Annotated in this window: 12 protein-coding genes and 1 pseudogene; 6 read left to right on the top strand and 7 right to left on the bottom strand. The window is 71.7% G+C overall.

What is annotated here, in order from left to right:
• The first annotated feature begins 24 nt into the window (after nucleotides 1-24).
• A complete protein-coding gene (locus ABZ622_RS27435; protein ID WP_360547523.1) occupies nucleotides 25-1,074 on the top strand; it encodes a hydroxyacid dehydrogenase in 1,050 nt (349 codons plus the stop codon).
• Nucleotides 1,071-2,972 carry a DUF2264 domain-containing protein gene (locus tag ABZ622_RS27430; protein ID WP_360547521.1) on the top strand — a complete coding sequence of 634 codons (1,902 nt, stop codon included), beginning with the start codon at nucleotides 1,071-1,073 and terminating at the stop codon, nucleotides 2,970-2,972. Before ABZ622_RS27435 ends, ABZ622_RS27430 begins: the two co-directional genes overlap by 4 nt.
• A gap of 65 nt (nucleotides 2,973-3,037) precedes the next feature.
• Here ABZ622_RS27430 and ABZ622_RS27425 read toward each other — a convergent pair whose 3' ends face one another.
• The 3 genes from ABZ622_RS27425 to ABZ622_RS27415 are packed head-to-tail and all read right to left on the bottom strand — an operon-like array spanning nucleotide 3,038 to nucleotide 5,996.
• A complete protein-coding gene (locus ABZ622_RS27425; RefSeq protein WP_360547519.1) occupies nucleotides 3,038-3,670 on the bottom strand; it encodes an LUD domain-containing protein in 633 nt (210 codons plus the stop codon).
• Nucleotides 3,667-5,232, bottom strand: a complete 1,566-nt coding sequence (locus ABZ622_RS27420; RefSeq protein ID WP_360547517.1) for a lactate utilization protein B — start codon at nucleotides 5,230-5,232, stop codon at nucleotides 3,667-3,669. Before ABZ622_RS27420 ends, ABZ622_RS27425 begins: the two co-directional genes overlap by 4 nt.
• Complete coding sequence (locus ABZ622_RS27415) at nucleotides 5,229-5,996, bottom strand: (Fe-S)-binding protein (protein ID WP_360547515.1); 768 nt, start codon at nucleotides 5,994-5,996, stop codon at nucleotides 5,229-5,231. The genes ABZ622_RS27420 and ABZ622_RS27415 overlap by 4 nt, the downstream gene beginning before the upstream one ends.
• A gap of 202 nt (nucleotides 5,997-6,198) precedes the next feature.
• On the opposite strand from ABZ622_RS27415, the gene ABZ622_RS27410 reads away from it, so the two are divergent.
• Together ABZ622_RS27410 and ABZ622_RS27405 are read left to right on the top strand one after the other, a co-directional pair.
• Nucleotides 6,199-6,690 (top strand): DUF2975 domain-containing protein, encoded by a 492-nt coding sequence (locus tag ABZ622_RS27410; RefSeq protein WP_360547513.1) that lies wholly within the window; start codon nucleotides 6,199-6,201, stop codon nucleotides 6,688-6,690.
• On the top strand, nucleotides 6,690-6,911 hold the full coding sequence (locus ABZ622_RS27405; RefSeq protein WP_360547511.1) for a helix-turn-helix transcriptional regulator: 222 nt from the start codon (nucleotides 6,690-6,692) through the stop codon (nucleotides 6,909-6,911). Before ABZ622_RS27410 ends, ABZ622_RS27405 begins: the two co-directional genes overlap by 1 nt.
• 34 nt (nucleotides 6,912-6,945) lie before the next feature.
• On the opposite strand, the gene ABZ622_RS27400 is transcribed toward ABZ622_RS27405, so the two are convergent.
• The 3 genes and pseudogenes from ABZ622_RS27400 to ABZ622_RS27390 form a co-directional block, all read right to left on the bottom strand.
• Entirely contained in the window at nucleotides 6,946-7,692 is a 747-nt protein-coding gene (locus ABZ622_RS27400) for an FCD domain-containing protein (protein WP_360547509.1), read from the bottom strand.
• A 148-nt stretch (nucleotides 7,693-7,840) separates the two neighbouring features.
• Nucleotides 7,841-8,886 (bottom strand): annotated as a pseudogene (locus ABZ622_RS27395) (S66 peptidase family protein).
• Nucleotides 8,887-9,015: 129 nt separating this feature from the next.
• Nucleotides 9,016-9,795 carry a crotonase/enoyl-CoA hydratase family protein gene (locus tag ABZ622_RS27390; protein WP_360547507.1) on the bottom strand — a complete coding sequence of 260 codons (780 nt, stop codon included), beginning with the start codon at nucleotides 9,793-9,795 and terminating at the stop codon, nucleotides 9,016-9,018.
• Between the two features lie 120 nt (nucleotides 9,796-9,915).
• Between ABZ622_RS27390 and ABZ622_RS27385 the strand changes: the two genes are divergently transcribed.
• The gene (locus ABZ622_RS27385) at nucleotides 9,916-10,794 is read left to right on the top strand and encodes a DUF2510 domain-containing protein (protein WP_360547611.1); all 879 of its coding nucleotides are present in this window, start codon (nucleotides 9,916-9,918) and stop codon (nucleotides 10,792-10,794) included.
• Nucleotides 10,795-10,925: 131 nt separating this feature from the next.
• Nucleotides 10,926-11,252, top strand: a complete 327-nt coding sequence (locus tag ABZ622_RS27380) for a hypothetical protein (protein WP_360547505.1) — start codon at nucleotides 10,926-10,928, stop codon at nucleotides 11,250-11,252.
• Nucleotides 11,253-11,289: 37 nt separating this feature from the next.
• Here ABZ622_RS27380 and ABZ622_RS27375 read toward each other — a convergent pair whose 3' ends face one another.
• The gene (locus ABZ622_RS27375; RefSeq protein ID WP_360547503.1) at nucleotides 11,290-11,922 is read right to left on the bottom strand and encodes a methyltransferase domain-containing protein; all 633 of its coding nucleotides are present in this window, start codon (nucleotides 11,920-11,922) and stop codon (nucleotides 11,290-11,292) included.
• Nucleotides 11,923-12,375 lie beyond the last annotated feature (453 nt).

The following is a 12,375-nucleotide window of genomic DNA, read 5'->3' as shown; positions in this document are numbered from 1 at the left end:
TCCCCTCCCTCTGCCAGGAGAAAGATGCCCAGGACCAGCCCTGACTCCCCCGTAGCTCCCCCCACCCGGAACCGGCCGCGCGCCGCCGTGGCCATGAAGCCGGGCGCCGCCACCGCGCTCCTCGATGCCCGGTCCCTGGCCGCGCTCGGCAAGGTCTGCGCTCTCGCGGACCTCCCCGTCCTCGACGACTTCGCCACCGACCGGGCCCGCGCCGTACTGGCGGACGTGGAGATCCTGGTCACCGGCTGGGGCTGCCCACCGCTCGACGGGGCCGCACTGGCCGCCGCCCCGCGGCTGCGCGCGGTCGTCCACACCGCGGGCAGCGTCCACGGGCACATCACCGAGGCCTGCTGGGACCGCGGCATCGAGGTGTCGTCGGCGGCCGCCGCCAACGCCCTGCCGGTGGCCGAGTACACCGTCGCGATGATCCTGCTCTCCGGCAAACGGGTCCTGGAGCGGGCCCGCGAGTACCGCGCGGAGCGCCGCCGCGACAACTGGCTCGCCACGCCCGCCCGGGTCGGGAACCATGGCCGCACCGTGGGCATCCTGTCCGCCTCGCTGATCGGCCGGCGCGTCATCGAGCTGCTGCGCCCCTACGACCTGCCCGTCCTGCTGCACGATCCGTACGTCACCGACGAGGAGGCCGCGGCGCTCGGTGCGCGGCCGGTCGGCCTGGCGGAACTCTTCGCGCAGAGCGATGTGGTGAGCGTCCACACTCCGCTGCTGCCGGCCACCCGCGGGCTCGTCGACCGTGAGCTGCTCACCTCGATGCGCCCGGACGCCGTGCTGATCAACACCGCGCGGGGCGCCGTCGTCGACCAGGACGCGCTCACCGACGTACTCCGGCAGGACCGGATCCGGGCGATCCTCGACGTCACGGATCCCGATCCACTGCCCACCGCACATCCCCTCTGGGACTGCGACAACGCTCTGATCACCCCGCACCTCGCAGGTTCGCAGGGCAATGAATGGCAACGACTGGTCGACCTCGCGGTCGGCGAGATCGACCGCTGGGCCGCGGGCGACGGTTTCGCCCATCCCGTACGACGCGAAAGGCTGGCATTCCTCGCATGACCGCTCCGCATCCGATCTCACCCATCGAACTCCCGGCGGACGACCGGGAGTCGAGCCCGTACACCGGCTACACCCGCGCACACTGGGAGGCCGCCGCCGACGGACTGCTCCGGGCCGCCTGGCAGTGGGCCACCCCGGGCGGCGCCCTGCTGGACCTGCCGGGCCGGCCGTCCGCGTCCGGTGTGCGCTCCGACGGCCTGGAGGGTTACGCGCGCACCTTCCTCGCCGCCGCCTTCCGGGTGGCGGGCGCGGAGGGCAAGGATCCGCACGGCTGGCTGGACCGGTACGCCGACGGGCTCGCGGCGGGTACCCGTACCCCCGGCCGTGACGACGCCGAGTCCTGGCCGCTGATCCGCGACCACACCGTCTTCGGCCAGCCCATGGTCGAGTCCGCCTCGGTGGCGATAGGTCTGCGGCTGACCCGGCCGTGGCTCTGGGACCGGCTGGACGCCGGGGTCCAGGACCGTACCGAGGAGTGGCTGCGCGACGCGCTGCGGCACGTCCCCTCCCCCAACAACTGGTACCTCTTCCCCTACTCCGTGGCCGGGTTCCTGGAGTCCGTGGGCCGTGGCGACGCGGAAACGGCACGGGCCAAGCAGCGGGCCCTCGATCTGCTGGAGGGCTGGTACCGGGGCGATGGCTGGTACGCGGACGGCGACGGCCGGGCCTTCGACCACTACAACGGCTGGGCGCTGCACCTCTACCCGGTGCTGGACGCGCATCTGGCGGGCGACGCCGAACTGTCCGCGCACTACGGCGCCCGGCTGCGCGAGCACCTGGAGGGCTTCTCGCTGCTGTTCGGCGGCGACGGTGCGCCGATCCACTTCGGCCGCTCGCTCACCTACCGTTTCGCGGCGGCCTCGTCGGTGGCACTCGGCGCCGTCAGCGGGCACACCCCGCTCACGCCCGGCGCCTCGCGGCGGGTGATCAACGGATCGCTGCGCTACTTCCTGGAGAGGGGCGCGACCGGTACGGACGGGCTGCTGAACCTGGGCTGGCACGGCCCGCACGAGGCGTCGCTGCAGAACTACTCGGCGCCTGCGTCGCCGTACTGGGCGTCCAAGGCCTTCGTGTCGCTGCTCGCCCCGGAGAGTCACCCGCTGTGGACGGCGACCGAGGAGCCCGCGCCGAGCGAGGGCCCCGACCGGGTGCTCGCGCTGCCCGCGCCGGGGCTGCTCGTCCAGACCACCCGCGCGGACGGGATCGTACGGCTGCACAACCACGGCAGTGACCATGTGCGCCCGCACGAGGGCGAGTCGGGTGTGCCGGACGAGCCGCTGTACAGCCGCCAGTCGTACTCCACGGTGACCGGCCCCACGTCGGGGGCGAACGCTGCGGACAACCACCTGGCCGTGGTCGTCGCCGGGGCCCGCAGCGGCCGCCGGGTCATCCGTGCGCTGGGCGCCGGCGGGGGCGACGGCTGGGGCTGGGCCGGCTCCTGGCACCGCCCGGTGTTCACCTCGGGCTCGCCGATGGTGCCGGGGCTGCGGGTGGAGAGCGTCACCGTGGTGCGCGGGCGGTACGAGCTGCGGGTGCACCGGGTGCTCGGCGCGCCGGACGGGGCACGGGTGGAGCAGACGGGCTGGGCGACCGGCCGCGACGACGCCCTGGTCTCCGAGCTGCACGGCCTGCACGGCTGGGAGTCCCGGGACGAGGTACGGGCTCCGCAGGGCACCGCGTACACGCCCTGGGCGGTGGTGCCCCGGCTGTCCGCGTCCGCGACGGGCTCGGTGGTGCTGGTGGCGCTGGCCTCGCTGACCGCGGAGCCCGGCGCGGCACCGCTCGGCCCGGTGGTCGACGCGGTGACCGTGGACGGGGACGTCGTGGAGGTCCGCTGGGCCGAGGACGGGACGACGACACGTATCGGCTTCGAGCCGGTGGCGGTCACGCACGGGTGAGCACCGGGGTGCGCGGCGCGGGAACCTCCCGTAACCGCCGCGCACCCCGCCCGCCGGAGGCGCCGCTACGCGTCCGTCCTGATCACCACGGCCAGGGTGCGCGGACCGTGCACGCCCTCCACCCGCTCCAACTCGATGTCGGAGGTGGCCGAGGGGCCGCTGATCAGCGTCGTCGGCCGCTGCGGCACCAACCGTGCCACCGCTTCCGGCACGCCGGCCTCGACCGTCGACAGATCGACGACGCAGACATGCAGATCGGGGACGAGGGAAAGCGCCCGCCGCCCCTGGTCCGGCGAGCCGTCCAGGAAGATGGTGCCGGTTTCGGCGCAGCTGACGGCCGAGGCGGTGACGACCCCGTCCAGCGCGTCGAGCCGGGGCGCCGGGATGTCGCCGGAGTCCCGCTGGACCTCGCCGTCGTACCCGTCGAGCCAGTCGGCGTCGAGCCCGGCCGGCACACCGATCCGCCGTGCCCCGCGCTCCCGCAGCACCTCGGCGACGACGTGTGCGGTGCGGTCGGCGGTGCAGGTGTGCACGGTGGCCCGGTAGTCGACGAGCCGGTCGGAGAAGAGGGCCAGGCGCTCGTCGTCGGGGAGGGTACGGCCGGTGCGGTAGCCGCGCGGTACGGCGATGTCGGGGGCGGGGGCGAGGGAGAGGGCGTCCTTGATCCGGCCCAGCACCGTTTCACGGGCGGTCGTCACTTCTCCTCCTCCGTCTTCTTGCGGTCCTGCTCGTACTTCTTGCGGTTCTGCTCGTACTCGCCCGCGGCGGCCCGCATCGTCGCGGCGCCCTCGGCCGATGCCAGCCAGGAGCGGAACGTCTGCTTCGGTGGCACTTCGGTGTCCCGGCTCTCGCTCCAGCCGTCGAACGGCGGCGGCAGATGCGAGATCTTGCCGTCCCGCCCGCCGATGACGCGGCCGATTCCCGCCCCCTTCTGCGCGGCGGTGAAGAGCTTCGGATGCTTCATCACGGAGGCCGCGGCCTTCATGGCCAGCTTCTCCGCAGTGGTGCCGGACTGCTCGGTGTGCTGGTGGCGCAGTTCGACCAGGAGCGACGGAATGTCGATCTTGACCGGGCAGGCGTCGAAACAGGCGCCGCAGAGGCTGGAGGCGTACGGCAGCGAGCTGTTGGGGTCGTCCTTGGCCGCGTGCATCCCGGCGAGCTGCGGGGTGAGGACCGCGCCGATCGGCCCGGGGTACGTCGATCCGTAGGCGTGGCCGCCGGCCCGTTCGTACACCGGGCAGACGTTGAGGCAGGCCGAGCAGCGGATGCAGTTGAGCGCCTCGCGTCCGATCCGGTCGGCGAGCGCCGCGGTGCGGCCGTTGTCGAGCAGGACCAGATGGAAGTCCTGCGGTCCGTCGCCCGGCGTCACGCCGGTCCACATCGAGGTGTACGGGTTCATCCGCTCGCCGGTGGAGGAGCGGGGCAGCAGCTGCAGGAACACTTCGAGGTCCTGATGGCGCGGCAGCACCTTCTCGATGCCCATGACGGTGATCAGGGTGTCGGGCATGGTCAGGCACATGCGGCCGTTGCCCTCGGACTCCACGACGGCGAGGGTTCCGGTCTCGGCGATGCCGAAGTTCGCCCCGGAGACCGCCACCTTGGTCGTCATGAACTTCTCGCGCAGGTAGGCGCGGGCGGCGGCGGCGAGATGCGCGGGCACGTTGTCCAGGCCCGGGTCGACGCCCGGGATCTCCTTGAGGAAGATCTGCCGGATCTCGTCGCGGTTGCGGTGGATCGCGGGCACCAGGATGTGTGACGGCTTGTCGTGCGCGAGCTGGACGATCAGTTCGGCGAGGTCCGTCTCGTACGGGGTGATGCCGACCGATTCGAGGTGCTCGTTGAGGCCGATCTCCTGGGTGGCCATCGACTTGACCTTGATGACGTCGCTGCTGCCCGTCGCCCTGACCAGCCGGGCGACGATCTCGTTGGCCTCGACGCCGTCCCGCGCCCAGTGGACGGTGCCGCCGCGCTCGGTGACCTTCCGCTCCAGTTGCTCCAGGAGTTCGGGGAGCCGGTTCATGGTGTCGGTCTTGATGGCCGAACCCGCCTCGCGCAGCGCTTCCCAGTCGGGCAGTTCGCCGGTGACGTCGAGGCGTTTGGCTCGGATGGTGCGGGTGGCCCGGCCGAGGTTGCGGCGCAGTTGTTCGTTGCGCAGCTCGTCGTGGGCGGCCTCGGGGAACTTCCGGTCGCCGCGCAGATTGCCCGTTCCGTACGGGGAGCGGGGCGGGGTCGCGGGCATGCCGAGGAAGGTGCTGCTCATCGGACGGCCTCCGTGGGGACGTACGGCGAGGTGCGGGTGGCGGAGAGGATCTGCGCGAGGTGCAGGGTGCGGGTGCCGGACCGGATGCGGGAGAGCCCGCCGCCGATGTGCATCAGACAGGACGAGTCGCCCGCGGTGCAGACATCGGCCCCGGTGGTGGCGATGCTGCGCATCTTGTCCTGGAGCATCGCGGTCGACGTCTCGGCGTTCTTGACGGCGAAGGTGCCGCCGAAGCCGCAGCAGGAGTCGGCCTCGGGGAGCTCGACGAGATCGATGGAGTCGACGGCACGGAGCAGCTTCAGGGGCTTGTCGCCGACGCGCAGCATGCGCAGGGAGTGACAGGTGGGGTGATACGTCACCCGGTGCGGGAAGTACGCGCCGACGTCGGCCACGTCCAGGACGTCCACGAGGAACTCCGACAGCTCGTACGTCTTGGCCTTGACGGTGGCGACGCCCGCGCGCAGCGCCGCGTCCCCGTACCGTTCGGCGACGATCTCGTGCTGGTGACGGACCGAGCCCGCGCACGATCCGGACGGCATCACGACGGCGTCGATCGAGGCGTCGCCGAACTGGTCGGCGAAGTTCCGGACCAGGGGGACGGGTTCGCGCTGATAGCCGGTGTTGACGTGCATCTGACCGCAGCAGGTCTGCCCCGGCGGGAACACCACGTCGTGGCCCAGTCGGGCGAGCAGGACCGCGGTCGATTTCACCGCCTCGGGGAAGAGCGTGTCTCCCAGACAGGTGGCGAAGAGTCCGATGCGCATGGGGGTCTCTCCGATCGCTTCTCCATTTTTATGGTCCGACCATACTAGCCTCGGTCCGGAACATGAAGGATGCGGCGCCACGATCGGCCTGGGCGGCGACCTCTCGCCACGGCGCGAACCGCCGTCCATCCTCCGGCCCAACTCTTGCTCAACCTATCGAGATTCGATAGATTTCCATCGTAGGTCGATGGAAGGATGGGCCATGGGAAAGCTGACAGTGCGCGCGCTGCGCGCCGTGCTCGTGGTGGTGCTCACCGGCACCGTGTTCGTACAGGCATTGATGGTGTGGGCGTTGGTCAGCGGGAGCGACCCGGAGGACGGGTCGCTCCCGCTGACCCCGCTGCGCGTGGTCACGGTCCTGGGCATCGGGACGGCCCAGGTCGCCCTGGTCTCTGTGTGGCGACTGGTGACGATGGTGCGGCGCGGAACCGTGTTCTCCCACACCGCCTTCCGGTACGTGGACGTCATCATCGGCGCGATCGTCGCGGCTGCCCTCGTGTGGTTCGCGGTCACGGCCCTGAATGCGCCCGGCCAGCGGGACGACCCGGGCGTCACCCTCATCATGGGAGGGATCGGCGTGGCCATCCTGGGAGTCGCGCTCGTCGTGCTCGTGCTGCGGATGCTGCTCGCCCAGGCCGTCGCACGCGACGTCGAAGCGGCGCAGATGCAGGCCGAGTTGGACGAGGTGATCTGATGCCGATCGCCGTCGACATCGACGTGATGCTGGCCAGGCGGAAGATGTCCGTGGGCGAACTCGCAGACCGCGTAGGGATCACACCCGCCAACCTGGCGGTACTCAAGAACGGCCGCGCCAAGGCGGTGCGCTTTGCGACGCTCGCCGCGCTCTGCGAGGTGCTCAAGTGCCAGCCGGGCGACCTGCTTCGCTGGGAGGACGAGGACACCCCGGGCGAATGAGCCGTGCCTGCCGACTCGTCATCGCCGCCCAGGCTCAGGAATCCCCCGGTTCCCGGTCGGAGTTCTCGTCGACCAGCGTGCCGTGGAGGCTGCGGATGTGCTTCTCGACCAGGTCGGCGGCGCTCGCGCCCTCGCCCGCGCGCACCAGCCCCAGCAGCTCGGTGTGCTCGGCGTTGAGCGCGGCGGCCGTGGCCGGCCAGTCCTCGGCCGCCTCCAGCGCCCGCAGGATGAGCGGTCGCACCGACTCGCGGACGGCGGAGGTGAGCGTGGAGGTCAGTTCGTTGCCGGAGCTGCGGGCGATGTGCACATGGAACCGGGTGTCCAGATCGTTGAACTCCAGGACCGGAACCCCCGGCTCCGCCATGCGTGCGACCAGCTCCTCCGCCTCGTCGAGATCCTCCGGGGAGGCGTTGCGCGCGGCCGCCTCGAAGCTGGACCGCTCCAGCACGACGCGTGCCTCAAGGACGTCCTCCAGGCTGTAGCTGCCCAGCGCGAAGTGCAGTCGCAGCAGCCGCCCGAGCGCGTCGTCGGGGTGGCGCACGATACGTGCCCCGGCGTCCGGTCCCCGGCCCGGCTGCGCGACCAGCACACCGATGGTCTCCAGCACCCGCAGCGCCTCGCGCAGCGCGGACCGGCTCACCCCGAGCACCGGCGCGAGCTCGCGCTCGGGCGGCAGCCGGTCACCCGCCCGCAGCTCACCGGCGAAGACCCGCTGCTCGATGCTCTGGAGCACCAGCTCATGCGTACGGGACTGCCGTACGGGTTGCCATTCGACGGGCATCCGTCACCCCTTGCCTCGGCCGGAATCGTCCGGTTGCCGTCGCCTCTGCCGCCGGATCTTCAACTATGTCACACACCGCATATGGTCGGACCAAAGAGGCGATTCCCGCCCGGCGGCCGTGCGCCGGCCCGGTCCGGGCGGCGCCCGCTCAGTAGGTGACGACGATGCGGCGCCCCACCCCGTCCACCTCGATCCGGCCGCCGAACGGAATGACCTGCTGGGGGTCGGTGTGACCGAGATCGACGTCGAGGACGGCCATGGTCTGGGGGCGTACTCGCCCAGTGCCCGCAGCACCGCCTTCCGCTGCTCCGCGCGGTACCGCTCCCCCTCCTCGACGCCGAGCGGCTTCTCGAACGACCAGTTCTTGGCCCGTCCCATGAGGAGGGCGGGGAACTGCCGGAGCAGCCCGCGCTCCCCCATGCTCCGCAGAATCCAGTAGACCTCGTCGGCCGACGGCATCTCCTCGCTCGTTTCGAGGAACAGCACCCGTCCCGCGTAGCTGTCCACCGGCCGGATCTCGCGATCGGCCATCAGCAGCCAGGAAAGGATCTCCAGATTTCCGCCCCAGCTCTCGCCCTTCACGTTCCGGCCGTCGGCGTTGTGCCAGATCCAGCCCCCGCAGGGCCGCATCTCCGGTTCGGAGTCGAAGGTGCGCGGATCCTCCCATCGGCCGTTCTCCCCGTTGGACTCCTTGGACGGGGTGAGTTCGAAGTCGCCCCGGGTGAAGAGGGCGGCGCGCATGGAGTCCGCGGTCAGTGGGTGCATCGCGCCGGGACGCCCCAGTTCGACCATGACCGTTCCGCCGTGGTAGCCGACGATGCCCAGACTCTCCAGGTACACCAGCAGGTTCGTGCAGTCGCTGTACCCGAAGAACGGCTTGGGGTTGGCGCGCAGGAGGTCGCGGTCCAGGTGCGACAGCACGGTGATCTGGTCGTCGCCGCCGATGCTGGAGATCACGGCCTTGATGTCGGGGTCGGCGAACGCCGCGTGGATGTCGGCGGCGCGTTCAAGCGGGGTGGAGCCCATCTTCCGCGTCGTCGGGTACTCCACCGGTTCGAGGCCGAAGTCCTCCCGGAGCCTGCGCAGCCCCAGTTCATGGGGCAGCGGCAGGATGCCGGGGAGGCCGGAGGAGGGGGACAGCACGGCGACGCGGTCGCCGGGACGGGGCTTGTCGGGGTACGTATGGGTCGACATCCGCCGAGCCTAGGGGCCGGGCGCGGCGGCGTCGCCGAGTTTTCCGGGCCCGGCCGCCGGAGGGCCTGACGGCGGAGGGGCGGGCGCCGGAGTGCCTGGCGGCGGACACCCCGGCAAGGACTCCGGCCGTCACCCGTCGAAGGATCCGTGGCGGCCGGCGCCGCCTGCGAACCGTTCGGCCCCGGCCTGCGTCTCCCCCGCCGTCAGCGGTGCCAGGCCGTGCCGGTACTCCTGGGCCAGCGCCTCCGGTTCGCTCAGGCCGTGCTGCTCGCGCACCGAGAGCCGGTCGTGGCGCAGACACAACTGCGGGAACGCGGCGATCTCGTGGGCGAGCCGCTCCGCCGCCCCGCGTGCCTCGCCGGGTGGCACGATCCGGTTGGCGAGCCCGATGGCGTACGCCTCGGCGGCCGGGACGGGCCGCCCGGTGAGGATCAGGTCCATGGCCCGGCTCTCGCCGATCAGCCTCGGCAGCCGCACCGTTCCCCCGTCCACCAGCGGGACACCCCAGCGGCGGCAGAACACCCCGAACACCGCGTCGTCCTCGGCCACCCGGAGATCGCACCAGAGGGCGAGCTCCAGCCCGCCGGCCACGGCGTGACCGGCGACCGCCGCGATGACGGGCTTGCTCAGGCGCATCCGGGTCGGCCCCATCGGCCCGTCGCCGTCGGCCCGGACCTCGTTGCCCCGCTCCGTACCGATGCCCTTCAGGTCGGCGCCCGAGCAGAACGTGCCGCCCTCGCCCCACAGCACCGCGACCGAAGCGTCCGGATCGGCCTCGAACTCCCGGAAGGCGTCGGCCAGTTGTCGGGCGGTGGGCCCGTCCACGGCGTTACGGACCCCGGGCCGTGCGAGGATCACGGTGAACACCGGCCCGTCGCGCTCGATCCGCACGGCTGCTTCTTCACTCATCGTTCGGCCTCTCACAGGGACGGCGGACGGCACCGCCGACCTCATCGATCCGGATCGATCCGGCACAGCTGATTCATGCGATTCTCACGCAATCGTTCTACGGTGGGGCGCGTGACCCAGATGAGCCCGCCCGGCTGGCACCCAGACCCCGGGTATACAGGAATCGGCCCCGTCCACGAGCGCTGGTGGGACGGCACCCGCTGGACCGATCAGCTCCGCGTGCCGCCCGCCACGATCCGGCGCCGCCGGACGCGCGTCGCCCTGGGCATCACCGCCGCAGTGGTGGTCCTCGCCGTAGTCGGAGGCGGCGTCTTCCTGCTGTCGGGCAAGTCCGGCGACGACAACGAGCGCGCGGCCACGTCCCCGTCCGCCCCGCCCTCGGACTCGCCCCGTCGTGGTCCGGGCGCACCGGGAGGCGGCGGCGGGAACGGCGCCCCCGAGCAGCAGCTGCCCGGGACCGAGGACGGCTACGCCACGGACCTGACCAGCGGGATCAGCCTCCCGGTGCCGGACGGCTGGAAGGGCAGCTCCGGGGTCGCGGGCGCGGGAGTGACGACGGGTGAGTACCCGTGTCCCGGCGACACGTCCCAGCAGTGTGTGCGCGGCGGGGTGTTCTCGATGCCCGCGAAGGGCCTGAAGCTCGACACCACGACGGCGAAGGCCACGGCGGAGAAGGACATCTCCGCCAACGCCACGGAGTCGTACGGCGAGAAGATCTACGGTGGCATCACCTCGCACGAGGAACTCAAGTCCGGTCCGGTGACCGTGGCCGGTGAGCAGGGCTACCTGGTGCGCTGGAAGGTGGTGACGAAGAACGGTGACGACGGGTACGTCCAGTCGCTGGCCTTCCCGTCGCCCCGCTCGAAGGAGCTGCTGATCGTGGTGCGGTCCGGCTTCGACGTCAATTCCGAGGCGCCCGCGCTCTCCGTCATGGACGACATCACCAAGGGCATCAAGGCCGCCTCGGGCGCGGGCTCCGGCCCCGGCACCACCGCCTAGGGGCACGGCCAGGTCCGGACGAAGGGCCCCGGGCGGCCCGCCTTCATACACCCGGGTGTGAGTACGAAGGCGGGCCGGGCTGAGTACGCCGACCGATCCACCGGCGGGCGGTCGCTGGTCGAATGACAATCATGCTTCCTGACGCACCGTCCCGCCCCCGCATCCAGCACGTCGCCGGCGTCGGCACGACGCTGGCGCTGTCACTGGCCCCGCTGGTGATCGGCGTGCTGCTCGCCAAGTCCATGGCGGCGGATCCGATGACTCCGGTGAACGCGCTGGTCACCCGGGGCGGGCAGCCCGTACCCATCTCGCCCGCGCAGTGGCGCGGCTGCGGCAGGCAGGCGCTGCGCAAGTGGAAGGGCCCTCTGAAGGCGGGCCGGCGTCCCGTCGCTCTGGTGCGGCGGTGCCCCGGGGTCCGGCGTGCGCGCCGCCCGGGAGAGCTGCCGGTCGAGCACTGAGCGAGCGACCGGCCCGGCGCCCGGGCGCTGCCGGGTGTCAGGCCCGTCGGCAGTGCAGGAACAACTGGGGCTCGGCCACCGCCGCTTCGTACTCCGGGGTGAACAGGGTGCTCTGCTCCCACAGCACCGAGAGGCCGGCCGCGGTGACCAGCTCGGTGAACTCCTCCGGGCCGAAGCTCGTCGCCCGCACGTCGTGCCCCATGAACACGACGTCGAAGTCCTCCACGTCCAACGGCACCGTGGCCACGACCAGATGACCGCCGGGAACCAGCAGCCGGCCGAGCTTCCGCAGGAGCCGGAACTGGTCGTCGCGGGACATCTGGAGCAGTGAGAAGTACGCGCAGACCGCTTCGAAACTCCCCTCGTCGAGGGGAAGTCCAAGAATGTCGGCGCATTCGAACCTCGCGTCGGGAACCTGCCGGGCCGCCAGTTCGACCATGCCGGGCGAGACGTCCACCCCCAGCACCTCATGGCCTGCTCCGGTGAGGGTCTGCGCGGTCGGCCGCCCCGTTCCGCTGCCGACGTCCAGGATCCGGCTGTGCGGTGCGAGATCGCCCAGCAGCCGCTGCAACGAGGCGTGGTGGGCGGCGGAACCGGCGAACGCCCGCTCGTAGTCGGCGCCCAGCGCGTCGAACACCGTGGCGGCTGCGAGGCCGTGGTCTCCGTCCATCGATGTGGTCCCTTCCCCAAGCGCCGTCCCGTCCGGTTCCCCGAGGATGGTTTCATCATTCGTCGGCGCCCACAACGCCCGCCTCCGGGCACGGGGGCCGCGAAATCCGGTTTCCCGCCGCCCGCGCGTTTCCTACACTCACCACGAAACGCGCGCCACAGCGGCATGGTGACGCGCACCGTGACCAGTGGGGGGAGACCGGCCGTGCACCACCGCACCGCTGTTGTCGTTCCCTCGTCGCGGTACGAGGTGATCCTGGTGTCTTCGTGCGCCCGGTGCAGGCTGCGCGGCCCGCACCGGTCCCCCGCGACGGACAACTGACCTCGCGGCGCCCGGCGTCGATACGGCCGGGCGGTCGCCCACCGGTGTGCCACACCGTTCCGGAGGTCTGTGCCCGGCCCGGTCACGGGCCGGTCCGTCCGGGAATCGCGCCCTCCCGTTCCGGAAAAATTT

Source organism: Streptomyces sp. NPDC007164 (assembly GCF_040634135.1).
GTDB classification, from domain to species: domain Bacteria; phylum Actinomycetota; class Actinomycetes; order Streptomycetales; family Streptomycetaceae; genus Streptomyces; species Streptomyces sanglieri.
This window is presented reverse-complemented; position numbering and strand designations above follow the sequence as displayed.